General features: G+C 39.0%; 13 protein-coding genes. 7 read left to right on the top strand and 6 right to left on the bottom strand.

The features are described 5' to 3' along the window. Positions 1-63: 63 nt before the first annotated feature. Both menA and holA read right to left on the bottom strand, forming a co-directional pair. Positions 64-966 carry a 1,4-dihydroxy-2-naphthoate octaprenyltransferase gene (gene menA, locus G3I01_RS09690; protein WP_219547318.1) on the bottom strand — a complete coding sequence of 301 codons (903 nt, stop codon included), beginning with the start codon at positions 964-966 and terminating at the stop codon, positions 64-66. Between the two features lie 2 nt (positions 967-968). After that, entirely contained in the window at positions 969-1,973 is a 1,005-nt protein-coding gene (gene holA, locus G3I01_RS09685; RefSeq protein ID WP_219547316.1) for a DNA polymerase III subunit delta, read from the bottom strand. Between the two features lie 83 nt (positions 1,974-2,056). Between holA and G3I01_RS09680 the strand changes: the two genes are divergently transcribed. The 4 genes from G3I01_RS09680 to G3I01_RS09665 all read left to right on the top strand — a co-directional run bounded on the left by G3I01_RS09680 (position 2,057) and on the right by G3I01_RS09665 (position 5,666). Beyond that, positions 2,057-2,503: a type I restriction enzyme HsdR N-terminal domain-containing protein gene (locus tag G3I01_RS09680; RefSeq protein WP_219547314.1), complete on the top strand. Its 447-nt coding sequence runs from the start codon at positions 2,057-2,059 to the stop codon at positions 2,501-2,503. Continuing rightward, a complete protein-coding gene (locus tag G3I01_RS09675; protein WP_219547312.1) occupies positions 2,503-3,495 on the top strand; it encodes a glycosyltransferase family 2 protein in 993 nt (330 codons plus the stop codon). The genes G3I01_RS09680 and G3I01_RS09675 overlap by 1 nt, the downstream gene beginning before the upstream one ends. Positions 3,496-3,593: 98 nt before the next feature. Continuing rightward, positions 3,594-4,439, top strand: a complete 846-nt coding sequence (locus tag G3I01_RS09670; RefSeq protein ID WP_219547310.1) for an OmpA family protein — start codon at positions 3,594-3,596, stop codon at positions 4,437-4,439. A gap of 129 nt (positions 4,440-4,568) precedes the next feature. Further along, positions 4,569-5,666: a hypothetical protein gene (locus G3I01_RS09665; RefSeq protein ID WP_219547308.1), complete on the top strand. Its 1,098-nt coding sequence runs from the start codon at positions 4,569-4,571 to the stop codon at positions 5,664-5,666. Between the two features lie 45 nt (positions 5,667-5,711). On the opposite strand, the gene G3I01_RS09660 is transcribed toward G3I01_RS09665, so the two are convergent. From G3I01_RS09660 to G3I01_RS09645, 4 genes are all read right to left on the bottom strand, one after another. Further along, complete coding sequence (locus tag G3I01_RS09660; RefSeq protein WP_219547306.1) at positions 5,712-6,548, bottom strand: alpha/beta hydrolase; 837 nt, start codon at positions 6,546-6,548, stop codon at positions 5,712-5,714. 105 nt (positions 6,549-6,653) lie between these two features. Next, entirely contained in the window at positions 6,654-7,274 is a 621-nt protein-coding gene (locus tag G3I01_RS09655; RefSeq protein WP_219547305.1) for an L-threonylcarbamoyladenylate synthase, read from the bottom strand. A 62-nt stretch (positions 7,275-7,336) separates the two neighbouring features. Then, complete coding sequence (locus G3I01_RS09650; protein ID WP_219547304.1) at positions 7,337-7,549, bottom strand: DUF2945 domain-containing protein; 213 nt, start codon at positions 7,547-7,549, stop codon at positions 7,337-7,339. Between the two features lie 309 nt (positions 7,550-7,858). Then, positions 7,859-10,180, bottom strand: coding sequence for a UvrD-helicase domain-containing protein (locus G3I01_RS09645; protein ID WP_219547303.1), 2,322 nt, complete (start codon positions 10,178-10,180; stop codon positions 7,859-7,861). A gap of 154 nt (positions 10,181-10,334) precedes the next feature. On the opposite strand from G3I01_RS09645, the gene G3I01_RS09640 reads away from it, so the two are divergent. From G3I01_RS09640 to G3I01_RS09630, 3 genes are read left to right on the top strand one after another with little or no spacing between them, the layout of a single operon-like run. Next, positions 10,335-10,871 carry a DsrE family protein gene (locus G3I01_RS09640; RefSeq protein WP_219547302.1) on the top strand — a complete coding sequence of 179 codons (537 nt, stop codon included), beginning with the start codon at positions 10,335-10,337 and terminating at the stop codon, positions 10,869-10,871. A 10-nt stretch (positions 10,872-10,881) separates the two neighbouring features. Beyond that, positions 10,882-12,156, top strand: coding sequence for an amidohydrolase (locus tag G3I01_RS09635; RefSeq protein WP_219547301.1), 1,275 nt, complete (start codon positions 10,882-10,884; stop codon positions 12,154-12,156). Next, a complete protein-coding gene (locus G3I01_RS09630) occupies positions 12,156-13,751 on the top strand; it encodes an FMN-binding glutamate synthase family protein (protein WP_219547300.1) in 1,596 nt (531 codons plus the stop codon). Before G3I01_RS09635 ends, G3I01_RS09630 begins: the two co-directional genes overlap by 1 nt. Position 13,752: the final 1 nt, after the last annotated feature.

The raw sequence follows: 13,752 nt of genomic DNA, 5'->3' as shown, positions 1-13,752 counted from the left end.
AAGGATTCAGTAAAAAACCATTAGTAGATAGGATTTATAATTTTGTTAAACTTGGCGTGAATACTACCAGATAAGCCCCAAACCAAACAAAATAGATATCCCGAAAGTTGAAAGTGCAACGATCTTCAATTCAGGATCAAGAGATTTTGGATCTTTATTATTGATCACTCTTTGCAAATGAAAAATAAGCGGTACAAATGCAAGGAGATAAATAAAATCGTTGAGCTCTGGAGTGGTAATCACAGAATACATTAGAAAAAAGAACAGTGCGCCTATGATCAAAATATAATGATAGGTTTTCGCTTTTCTTTCGCCCAGCTTGACCACCAGAGTAAGTTTATTGGCTCTTTCATCTGAAATTCTATCCCTGAGATTATTCAGGTTCAAAACAGCAACACTTAATAACCCTACAGAGATCGCTGGAAAAATGCTAATAATTTCATGATCGTGGCTGTATAAATAATAAGAGCCATATACAGCTACCAGTCCGAAGAATATAAACACGAAGATATCTCCCATTCCACGATATCCATAAGCTGAATTACCAACCGTATATTTTATAGCTGCCACGATAGCTGCAATTCCCAGAACAAAAAAGACCAGAGCTGAAAGTAATTCTTCAGATCCAAAGGAGGCGTAAATAAGTAGAACCGCTAAAAACAGAGTGCTAATGGCGGTGATTACCATCGCCAGCATCATCTCCTTCTGACTTATCAATCCGCTTTGAATGGCCCTGGCGGGACCAATTCTTTCCTCGTTATCTGTTCCTTTTACACCATCACCATAATCATTAGCGAAATTTGATAAGATCTGTAATCCCAGAGTTGTGCCCAGAGCTAGGCTAAAGATGGCAATATCAAAATGTCCTGCATGCGCGGCAATACTACTACCAACCAGGATTCCAGAGATAGAAAGAGGTAATGTTCTAAGCCTTGCGGCATTGATCCATGATGAAAATGCGCTCATTATTAATTCATTATTTTCACCAACAGTTCTTTAAGTAGATCTCCCTGGGAAACATTTGCTGCTCCAACTCCCTTACTTTTCACATCGGTCTCGTGCAGTATACTAATAGCGTGACTTACTTTTTTCATGGGATAATTTCTGGCCGCATTCACATAATCACTTACAAAATATGGATTCACCTTAAGCTGTTTAGCCACGGCTCCTTTTGACTTATCTTTTAAACCATGATATTGAAGGATCTGAGAAAAATATGAGAATAATAATGAAACGGTAACCACCATAGGATTATCCTTTGGATTCTGGGAGAAATAATTGATAATACGATGTGCTTTCAACGTATCTTTCTCTCCTATCGCCTTCCTCAGCTCGAAATTATTGAAGTCTTTACTAATACCTATATTCTGTTCAATGATCTCCGGGCTAATTGTAGTTCCTTCAGGACAGATAAGTTGTAATTTCTGCAATTCATTATCTATCTTTCCAAGATCGGTTCCCAGGAACTCTACCAGCATTTGTGCAGCTTTAGGAGAAATCCCAAAACCTCTTGCTTTAAGAGTTTTCATGATCCAATCCCCTACCTGGTTCTCATACATGCGTTTCCCTTCAAATATCACCCCTGTTTTTGCAATGGCTTTGTGAAGTTTCTTACGCTTATCGATCTTTTTATACTTATAACAAACTACTAGAACCGTTGTTGGTTGTGGATTTTCAGCATAATCTACCAGTTTTTCAATAGTCCTGGAAAGGTCCTGGGCTTCTTTTACTATCACCACCTGCCTTTCGGCCATCATAGGATAGCGCTTGGCATTGCTCACAATATCGTCGATATTCGAATCACGGCCGTAGATGGTCATTTGATTAAAACCTCGTTCTTCTTCAGAAAGTATATTTTCTGCAATAAAATCTGAGATCTTATCTACATAATACGGCTCCTCACCCATCAGGAAATAAATTGGTTTAATATTTCCTTTCTGAATATCGGTTACGATTTGTCTTGCTTCGTCCATAGGGAATTTGATGCAGATTTAGATTCAGGGAATTCAAAAAAACTAAATTGCACGGCTGTAATATTCTTTATTACTTTTGAAACATGCAAAAACTGAATTTCCCCCCATATTCGTTTCGGTTCAAAAATAATCAAAATAAAATAGCAGTTTTTGACGATCTGAGGAAAAAATTTGTAATTCTAACCCCGGAAGAATGGGTAAGACAACATTGTGTGAAATTTTTGCAGACAGAAAAAAATTATCCTCTGAGCCTGATCAATGTAGAAAAGCAACTTAAGATCGCAGGCCTAACTAAAAGATATGATATAGTGGTGTTCCAACCTGAAGGGAATATTCAGATCATAGTGGAATGTAAAGCTCCATCTGTTAAGATCACCCAGGATACTTTTGACCAGATTGCCCGCTATAATCTCACCTTAAAGGCAAATTATTTAATGGTCACTAATGGACTGGAACATTTCTATTGCCAGATGGATTATGAAAATGAAAATTATATCTTTTTAAAGGAACTCCCGGAATATATACGATAATGAAGGTAGCTGTAGTCATACTTAACTGGAACGGTAAAAAACTTTTAGAACAATTTCTTCTATCTGTGATTCAATATTCTGAAGATGCCCATATATATGTAGCCGATAATGCATCTACAGATGATTCTATCAGCTTTTTGGAAAATAATTTTCCGCAGGTTACAATTATCAAAAATGCCACAAATGCCGGTTATGCCGGTGGCTATAATCTCGCCCTGAAATCTGTCCCGGAAGACATCCATATTTTACTGAATAGCGATATTGAGGTAACTGAAAACTGGTTACAACCGATTATAAAAGTCTTTAAGGAGGAACCAAAAACAGCTGCGGTTCAGCCCAAGATCCTGGATTATAAGAAAAAAAGCCATTTTGAATATGCGGGTGCGGCCGGAGGATTCATAGATAAATTTGGTTATCCCTTTTGTCGCGGGCGCATATTCCAGGAACTCGAAGAAGACCATGGACAATATAATGACGACCAGTATATTTTCTGGGCCAGTGGCGCCTGTCTAGCCGTGCGAAAAGATGCATTTGCAGAGATTGGTGGCCTGGATGAAGATTTCTTCGCACACCAGGAGGAAATTGATCTTTGTTGGAGGCTCCAGAATGCAGGATACAGGATAAAATATGTAAGTGCTTCCAGGGTATTTCATGTTGGTGGAGCAACATTAGCTGAAATGAACCCTAAAAAGACTTTTTTTAATTTCAGGAACAGTCTTTTTTTAATAACGAAGAATGTAGAACCCTCTAAAGTTTACTTTATTCTTTTCAGTAGAATGGTCCTTGATGGATTTGCAGGAATAAAGTTCATTTTTGAAGGAAAATTCAATCATTTCTTTGCTATTCTGGAAGCGCACGCCAGCTTCTATAGACATTTGGGGAGGATTAGAAGAAAAAGGCCGAAAGTATTCATTTTCAGGAAATACTATATAATTAGATCTATAGTATTCGCCCATTATTTTCTGCGAAAAAACAAATTCAGCGAACTTTAGGAATATTTAAAAAAGGAATTGTTAAAATACCCTTCCGTCTTATTATTTTTTTGATATTTTTGGGCATTCTAACAATTTAAATTTATAAGAAACGAATTATGAAAAAAATCATGCTTTTGTCGGCAACAGCTGCCATTTTGCTATCTTCATGTGTTTCACAGAAAAAATACAACGAACTGGAAACCAAGCAAAGAGAAACTCAAGATCAATTGAACACCGCTACGGTTAAATTGAATTCATGTCTGGACGAAAAAGAAAGAATGACTACTGAGATTACTCGACTTAACAATACAAATGCTGCTCTTCTAAATAATGTAGGTGACCTGGCAACTCTTTCTAAGAAAGAAGCTGAGAACCTTGAGCGTTCTTTAGAAAGCATTAAAGAAAAGGATCTTGCGATTCGTTCTATGCAGGATGCTATAAATAAGAAAGATTCTGTTACTCTAGCTTTAGTTACAAGCCTTAAAGGTGCTCTTGGTAATATGAGTGATGAGGACATCGAGATCAACGTAGAAAAAGGTGTTGTTTATGTATCTATTTCAGATAAATTATTATTTGATAGCGGTCGTTACAATATTACTCCTCGTGCAAAAGAAGTACTTGGAAAAGTTGCTACAGTTGTAAAGAACAAGCCAAACATCGAGTTTATGGTTGAAGGTCACACAGATGACAAGCCAATTAGCACTTCAATGTTCGAAGATAACTGGGATCTTAGCGTAAAACGTGCAACTTCTGTAGTAAGAGTTCTTCAGGACGATTTTGGTGTTGAACCAGCTCGTATGACTGCTGCAGGTAGATCTTACTACATCCCTGTTGCCACTAATGAAACTGCTGAGGGTCGTGCTAAGAACAGAAGAACAAGAATTGTTGTTCTTCCTAAGCTTGATCAATTCTACAGTATGATTGAAGAAGGAATGGAAAAAGCGACTTCTAACCCGGAGTAAGCATCCAATAAAATATATTTGAAAAGCCCTGCAAATGCAGGGCTTTTTTTATTTTAAGAACTCAGAAGCTTAAAAATCAGTATTTTATATTATTTTAGTCATAACCAACCACACCTAAATTTTGATGCTATGAAGAAGACCGATGTTTACATCTGGTGTCTTGGTGCCTTTTTGTGTGCGTACACCTTTCAATCCTGTTCCGTAGATGATCCTATTTCTGCAGAATCCAAACTAACTGATACCGCTCCCCTAAGCGAGAACTATAATAAGAACAGTTTCGTTTATACCAAACCAGAACCCATAAGCTATGCCGTAAGTGAAATATTTTCTGATGAAATCTATGCGGCTGACTGCCAAATGACTGACTTTGGGGAGGTGCTTCAGGAGTATTTTGACACGCTTATTAGTGATCCCCTGTTCGATTTTGAGCTTATTAATTATTACGCCGATCTAAATCGCCGGTATGTCACTTATTATATTGGAGATAATTATTACGGGGCCAATGGTGAGTATGACAAGTTAGCAAAAAAACGAATCAGGGAATTAACAAAATTCTGGAGCCTGGACCGTGAGATCACCCTTAATGGTCTTCATACAGCTACTCTTAATGATAGAGAAACCCTAACCGATATGATCGAAAGCTTTGACCGGACGGTACGTAATAGAGATGAGGCATATGAAAAGGCAGATGCCTTGCTGGAGTTAAATGCACAAACAGGTAATATTCCTGAAAATCCTTATTTCGCACTGGATGCCTTTACCCGGTCTAACGGACTACTCGTAATTGGTGATGGTCTGCTGGAAAGTTTAATTGCTATAGGTATAGATGGAGATATTGCTTTTACCTCGATACTTTCTCATGAATGGTGGCACCAGGCTCAATTTGAAAATGATGAAGACTGGGATTATATGGATCAGTTAGACAGCGCAGCAGAAAGGTCAAGATTTTTTGAGCTTGAAGCAGATTTTGCAGCTGCTTACTACATGACTCACAAACGCGGTGCTACCTACAATTGGAAACGAATTGAAGATTATTTCAGACTATCGTATAACGTGGGAGATTGCCTGACCTTTAGCGATCATCATCATGGAACCCCGGAACAAAGACTGGCGGCTGCCAGGCTTGCATATGAGCTTGCAGAATCCTCTCAAAAGAAAGGTTTCATCTTAAGTCCGGAAGAAGTACATCAATATTTTATTGAATATTATGAAACCATGGTTTTGTAATCTTTCCAATAGGAAAAAGCCCTGCAGATGCAGGGCTTTAATTTTTTACGACTTCAGAAAATCCAGCAAGATCTTATTAAATTCAGCAGTATGAGTTAATACCAGGCCATGCGGTGCTTCTTCAATGACATGATATTCACTATTCGCAATTAGTTCCGCACTTTTCTTTCCAGAGATCTCAATTGGTACAATTTGATCTGCATCCCCATGCACCACCAAAGTAGGTATATCAAACTTTTCAAGATCCTCTCTAAAATCTGTAAGTCCGAAAGAATCTATACAATCTAAAGTAGCGTTAGGTGAAGCCTTGCAGGCAATAGACCAGTAATAATCGGCCATTTCCTGGCTTATTCTGTCTCCAACCTTATCAAAGTTCACGAATTGCTTTCCGAATCCCTGCAGAAAAGAGGGTCGGTCCTTTTTGATCTCCTTTTTAAAACCCTCAAAAACTTCTTTTTCCAGCCCCTCAGGATTATCCTCTGTCTTCAGCATAAATGGAGGAACGGCTGATATTAGCGCTGCTTTAGAAAGTTTGGAACTACCATAATTACCAATATAGTGGGCTACTTCACCACCTCCCATAGAAAAACCGATGATAGTAACTTCTGAAAGTTCTAGTTTAGTAATGATATCTTCAAGGTCTTTAGCAAGGGTATTATAGTCGTAATTTGTCCAGGGCTTATCGCTATCTCCAAATCCTCTCCTATCATATGCTATACATCTAAACCCTGCCTCAACGATTGAATTGATCTGGTATTCCCACATTCTGTGACTTAACGGCCAGCCATGAATTAGGATAACTGGTTTTCCTTCTCCATAATCCTCATAATAAAGATTGATGTGCTTTCCTTTTTCTTTACTTGTAGTCTCGATAAAACTCATAACATTCAATTTTTTATTTAAAGTATGAATGTTATAGGATACTAGCTAAAATAGAACCTACTTTAGAATGTAATTAACTAGCAACTAGAGAATTTTATGAAAATTTCACATGATCTCGATGCTTCCCTTTCCTTCTCGTATCACTTCTGGCTCTTCCGTTGTAAGATCTATTACTGTAGAAGGTATATTATCCCCATATCCACCATCGATAACGAGATCAACCAGGTGGTCCCATTTTTCTCTGATAAGTTCAGGGTCTGTGGAATATTCCAGCACCTCATCCTCATCCCTAATCGAGGTTGAAACAATAGGGTTTCCAAGTCCGCTCACAATTGCTCTACAGATGTTATTATCTGGTACCCGTATCCCAACCGTTTTTTTCTTTTTGAAGACATTTGGCAGATTGTTCCCCCCGGGAAGAATAAAGGTATAAGGACCGGGAAGACACCTCTTAAGGATCTTAAAAGTAGCTGAATCAATCTGTTTCACATAATCTGAAAGATTACTAAGGTCCTCACATATAAAAGAAAAATTAGCTTTCTCAAGCTTTACATTTTTGATCTGCGCGATCTTTTCCAGTGCAGATACATTGGTAATGTCACAGCCTAAACCGTAAATAGTATCTGTAGGGTAAATTATAAGTCCGCCCTTTCTAAGGGTTTCAACTACTTTATTAATATGTTTTGGAGCCGGGTTCTCGTCATAAATTCTTAGTAATTCAGCCATAATTTTTTTCTTTAAAACCTATTAATAATTATAAATTTTGAAGTTGGTTACAGAACTTGTTTTTAATCTGCTTTTTCAACTTCACTTTCTAATTTCAGCACTTTACTACCATCTTCCTGTTCAATATACAAAGCTTTTTCTCCTTCCTTCCCTTTTCGAGTAATCTTACTGCCATCGATTTCCTTAGTAACTTCTTCAGTATATGTAGAAATCACTTTCCCCGTGGCGGTCCCGTTACCCCATTTCCATTTTACTTCGCTTCCTTCTCTTATCATAATTTTTTCTTTTCAATTTAAAGAATATTCGTCGATCTCCTTCCCTAAGTGAGGCAGCTGAAACGTTTTTTACATCATTTTTAACAAAATGAACCTAACCTTATTAAATATTCAAGTGAAAGCAGGGATAGAAAAAGCAGATTAAATCAGGTTATTTCCTGGATTCAAATTTCAGGATATAAAAAAAGAGACCTAAAAGGTCTCTCCAAAAAGTTTTTTTGTTTGATTCTTAAAAATCAGATGATTGTAGGGAGCATCTAATTCTCTGTGCTAATATATGTATTTTATACGTTTTAAATGCAAATTCTTTTAAGATAGGACTTTCAACTTGGCAAATCGAAGTAGAAGCTTCTTTATTCCTCCTTGCTGAAAATCGATCTCTGCCTTTTTATCCTGGCCAACTCCTTCGATCTTAAGCACTTTACCTTTACCAAATCTCAAATGTTCCACTTCATTTCCTTCAGAAAGCTCAATGGTATTTCTGGCCTTTTCAGGTTCGGGCGAAGCTGGTTTCAGCTTGCGCAGTTTGCGCAATTGCTCCTGAGATGGCTTATGAGCCGGCGGCGGAGTTCCACTTTTTGGTTTGGTCTGCCTTAATTTACTCTTATCAACCTCATCCCCGAAAATGTCGGTATTTATCAAAGGCTTGTATTTATAGTCATCTTGAGGCACCATTAATTCCAAGTATTGATCATCTATCTCCTCGATGAACCTACTAGGCTCGGCATCTACCAGTTTTCCCCACCTGTAACGAGATAAAGTATAAGTCAAATACGCCTGTTTTTCGGCACGTGTTAAGGCCACATAAAACAACCTTCTCTCCTCTTCCAGTTCACTACGGGTATTCATACTCATAGCAGATGGGAAAAGATCTTCCTCCATCCCTACTATATAAACATAAGGGAATTCAAGCCCTTTTGCCAGGTGAATGGTCATCAATGCCACCCGGTCATCATCTCCGGTATCATTATCCAGATCTGTTGCCAAAGCTACATCTTCAAGAAATTCGGAAAGCGAACCGGTAGTATCGGCAAGTTCTCGTTGCCCTTCTACGAAATCGCGAATACCGTTCAGCAATTCCTCAATATTTTCAATTCTGGCAATACCTTCTGGCGTACCATCTTTCTTAAGTTCCTGAACCAAACCCGTCTTTTTGGTCACGGTTTCTGCCACCTGGAAAGCATCACTTGTTTCGTTCATGATGGCGAAACTCTTGATCATGTTCACAAAATTCTCAAGTTTGGTCTGAGTTCCGCGGTTGATATTCAGGTTAAGATTTTTGATATTCTCAATAACTTCAAAAATGGACCTGTTATGTTCTTTGGCCGCGATCGCCAGCCTGTCCATGGTGGTCATCCCGATACCTCGAGAAGGATAATTAATTACCCTCTTTAAGGCCTCCTCATCTTTTGGATTCAGAATTAAGCGTAAATAGGAAAGTACATCCTTGATCTCCTTTCTCTGGTAGAAAGAAAGTCCGCCATAAATTCTATATGGAATGTCCTTTTTCCGAAGAGCATCCTCCATCGCCCTACTCTGGGCATTGGTTCTGTAAAGGATCGCGAAATCACCGTTGTTTAATTGGTTTTGCATTTTGTTCTCAAAAATAGAACTTGCCACATACCTTCCTTCTTCACCATCGGTCAACAAACGGTTCACCACGATCTTAGGCCCATCATCATTTGCGGTCCATACAACCTTATCAAGTTTCGTCTGGTTCTTATCAATAATAGAGTTTGCCGCGCTTACAATATTCTTGGTAGAACGATAATTTTGCTCCAGCCTGTACATTTGCACATTATCGTAATCTTTCTGGAAATTCAGAATGTTATTGATATTTGCTCCCCGGAAGGCATAGATACTTTGAGCATCATCCCCCACCACACATATATTCTGAAATTTATCTGAAAGCGCACGAACAATAAGATATTGCGAATGGTTCGTATCCTGGTACTCATCCACCAGAATGTATTTGAACCTGCTTTGATATTTATGAAGTACTTCCGGAAAACGGTTTAAAAGTTCATTCGTCTTCAGCAGTAAATCATCAAAATCCATCGCGCCAGCCTTAAAACAACGATCTACATATTCTTTATAGATCTCACCTAAACGCGGCTTCTTGGACATGGCATCTGCTTCCTGAAGTTCCCCGTTCTGAAAATAGGCTTTCACCGTAATCAGGCTGTTCTTGTAAGATGATATTCGGTTATAGACTTGCTTATATTTATAAACGTCCTTATCCAGCCTCATATCCTTTATGATCGCCCTGATCACTGAATGTGAATCTTGCGTATCATAAATCGTAAAATTGGAAGGATAACCAAGCTTATCTGCCTCGAACCTCAGGATCTTGGCAAAAACCGAATGGAAAGTTCCCATCCAAAGGTTCTTTGCCTCACTACTTCCCACGATCTGGGAAATACGATGCTTCATTTCCCTTGCTGCTTTATTGGTAAAAGTAAGTGCAAGTATGTTAAAAGCATCCACACCTTGATTCATAAGGTAGGCGATCCTAAAAGTAAGTACCCTGGTTTTACCGGAACCCGCTCCGGCAATTACGATCATGGGCCCGTCTTTCTGCAGCACCGGAGCCCTCTGTGCGTCATTTAATCCAGCTAAATAAGCTTCCAAATTTTCTCCGTTTTTAAAAGCTGAAAGGTAACTAAAATGCTTAAAAAAGGAAACCTGAAGCCTGCCGTTTTTTAAACATTTGCTAATGCAGACCGGCAGTGCATTATATTTTAATATATTTAATTTCCTTAAATCATTTTTTCTATAAACATCGATGAAAAAAACATTTTTCCTGCTCTCAATATTATTTTCATTAAATACTTTTTCTCAGGAATTGAAACAAGGTGAGGTTATTCCTGAATATGGACAGACTTATTCTATTGCATCCCCAGGATTCAAAACTGACACTACCTCAATTCTAAAAGTTGTTTTTGACGTGAACAGAAGTTTTGATGAAGCTGAACCAAACAAGCTTATTGAAACAGCAGCGAGATACCTCAACATGCATGAACACGCTGGGGTTGATCCCGGTAATATGCAGGTTGCGATAGTTTTACATGGAAAAGCAGTTCAGGATGCCTTAAACGACGATTCATATAAAAAGAAATTTCCAGAGGTAACTTCGAATCCTAATCTACCGCTAATCAAAGCACTTTCAGAAAACGGGGTAGAAATTATAATTTGTGGTCAAAGCGCCACTCACTATAATGTAAATCGGGATAATACAAGCAAGGACATTGAATTTGCCTTATCGGCAATGACGGCACTTGTCCAGCTCCAAAATGATAATTACAGATTAATTAAATTTTAAACTGAATCCTATGAAATTGAAAATTCTAATAATGTTCCTTTTACTTGGTGGATTAAGTTATGCTCAAACTTCCATCGCAGAGGATGAATTCAAAAACATTGAAGATAAAGTGATCGAATGGCGCAGAGATTTTCATGAGCATCCTGAACTTTCCAACCGTGAATTTGAAACAGCCGAAAAGATTGCGGCTCACCTAAACTCGCTAGGAATAGAAACTAAAACCGGCATCGCCAAAACTGGTGTGGTAGGCATTTTAAAAGGTGATAATCCTGGTAAAACCGTAGCGCTTAGAGCAGACATTGATGCTTTGCCGGTGACCGAGAAAAACGACCTGCCATTCAAATCTGAAGTAAAAACTGAATTTCTTGGCTCTAAAACCGGAGTTATGCACGCTTGCGGGCATGATACCCATACCGCAATCCTAATGGGTGTTGCCAAGATACTTTCAGAAAATAAAGATAAAATAAACGGTACGGTTAAATTCATCTTTCAACCTGCAGAGGAAGGACCGCCACCGGGAGAAGAAGGTGGTGCCAAATTAATGATCAAAGAAGGGGTTCTTAAAAATCCTGACGTGGATGCTATTTTTGGACTGCACATCAACGCGGGGACTCCTGTTGGAACCATAAAATATAAACCAGAAGGAACTATGGCGGCAGTTGAAAGGTTTGTCATTAATGTAAAAGGAAAGCAGGCTCATGGTTCGGCTCCATGGAGTGGAGTTGATCCTATACTGATCTCTGCCAAGATCATTGACGGACTTCAAACCATCATTAGCCGGAATGCTGAACTTACCGAATCTGCATCGGTTATCACCGTTGGGAAGATCACCAGTGGAGTAAGATTCAATATCATACCGGAAACTGCCGAAATGATAGGAACGGTGCGTACGTTAGATCCTGCAAACAAAGAGTTGATCCTTAAAAGAATGAACGAAATGGTACCGGCGATCGCTGCGGCCTATGGTGGAGAAGCCACTATTGAGTTTCAAAATAATACTGCTATTACTTTCAATGATCCACAACTAACAAAGCAAATGCTTCCTACCCTTAAAAAAGTTGCCGGAGCTGAAAATATAAACCTTATGAAAGCGACTACGGGTGGAGAGGATTTTTCATTCTTCCAGGAGGAAATTCCCGGTTTCTATTTCTTTTTAGGCGGAATGCCATTAAATGCTGAACCGACCAGGCATCATACTCCGGATTTCTTTATTGATGAAAGCGGACTTCTACTCGGAGTGAAAACAATGACACAATTAACCCTTGATTATTTAAACCAGACCTGATGGAAGATTTCGCTGAATTTTTAAGCGCTATTCCATGGTGGGGCTGGCTTCTGGCTATTCTGTTAATCATTGCCATTGCAGATATTTTCTTCAATAAAAGGCATACCATAAAGCATAATTTCCCCATCGTTGGTCACCTAAGGTATTTCCTGGAAAGTATTGGCCCAGAACTTAGACAGTATATAGTCGCAAACAACAGGGAAGAATTGCCTTTTAACCGAAGGGAAAGAGGCTGGATCTATGCTTCTGCTAAGAACATGAACAATTATGAGGGTTTTGGAACAGACCAGGATATTTTTTCCACCCACTACATTTTCATTAATAATGCGCTTTTGCCTTATAAATTACCTGAAGGACATCCTAATATCAAAAATTCGGGATTAATACCCTGTGCCAAGGTCATGGGTGGATGGAACAACCGAAAACGCCCTTATAGACCCGCTTCTGTAATTAATGTATCGGCAATGAGTTATGGATCTCTTTCTGCAAAAGCAATTGAATCTCTTAACGAGGGCTGTAAACTTTCGGGTGCATATCACAATACCGGTGAAGGTGGTTTTTCTCCCTATCATAAAAAGGGGGCTGATGTGGTTTTTCAAATTGGTACGGGCTATTTTGGAGTTAGGGATGAAAACGGCAATTTCTCTATGGAAAAGCTCGTGGAAATGGTAGAGAAAAATCCAGAGATACGCGCTATAGAATTAAAATTATCCCAGGGAGCAAAACCGGGAAAAGGTGGTGTTCTGCCTGCAGCCAAGATCTCGAAGGAGATCTCTGAAATTCGCGGTGTCCCTATGGGAAAAGATATTGTTTCGCCTCCTTATCATTCAACTTTTGATGATGTGGAAGGTATGGTAGATTTTGTTGAATCTATCGCCAAAGCGACTGGGTTACCAACGGGAATCAAGTCTGCGGTTGGCCAGTTGAAAGATTGGGAAAAACTGGCCAGAATCATGCAGGAAAAGGATCATGGTCCAGACTTTATCTCTATAGATGGTGGTGAAGGCGGTACCGGAGCAGCTCCCCCAAGTTTTGCCGACCATGTTTCCCTTCCCTGGATCTATGCTTTTACCGATGTATATAAGATCTTTCAGAAATATAAGCTTACAGACAGAATTGTATTTGTAGCTGCCGGGAAACTTGGATTTCCAGCTAAGGCAGCTATGGCATTTTCTTTGGGGGCAGATGTGATCAACGTTGGCCGGGAAGCGATGATGAGTATTGGATGCATTCAGGCGCAAAGTTGTCATACCAATACCTGCCCAACCGGAGTGGCAACTCAGAATAAGTGGCTACAATCTGGTATTAATGTGAAGGATAAGTCCATGAGAACCAATTTCTATTTTGTGAAATTCCGCAAAGAATTGTTGCAAATAAGCCATGCCTGTGGCTACGAACATCCTTGCCAGTTCAACACAGATGACGTAGACATCAACCTCAGCGACAAGAATCTGGCAAAAACTCTGGCAACTACTTTTTCTTACCATAAAGATGAAGTAAATTTCGCATCTGTTAAAGAGCTTCTGGATTGTCCACATTTAGGTGGAAATCTCAATCTAAAGAGCCTGAGAAAAACAGAACAAGCAATAGATTAAT

Source organism: Gramella sp. MT6 (genome assembly GCF_019357415.1).
Lineage (GTDB): Bacteria > Bacteroidota > Bacteroidia > Flavobacteriales > Flavobacteriaceae > Christiangramia.
The sequence above is the reverse complement of the archived record's forward strand: the minus strand, read 5'-3'. Positions and strand labels throughout refer to the sequence as shown.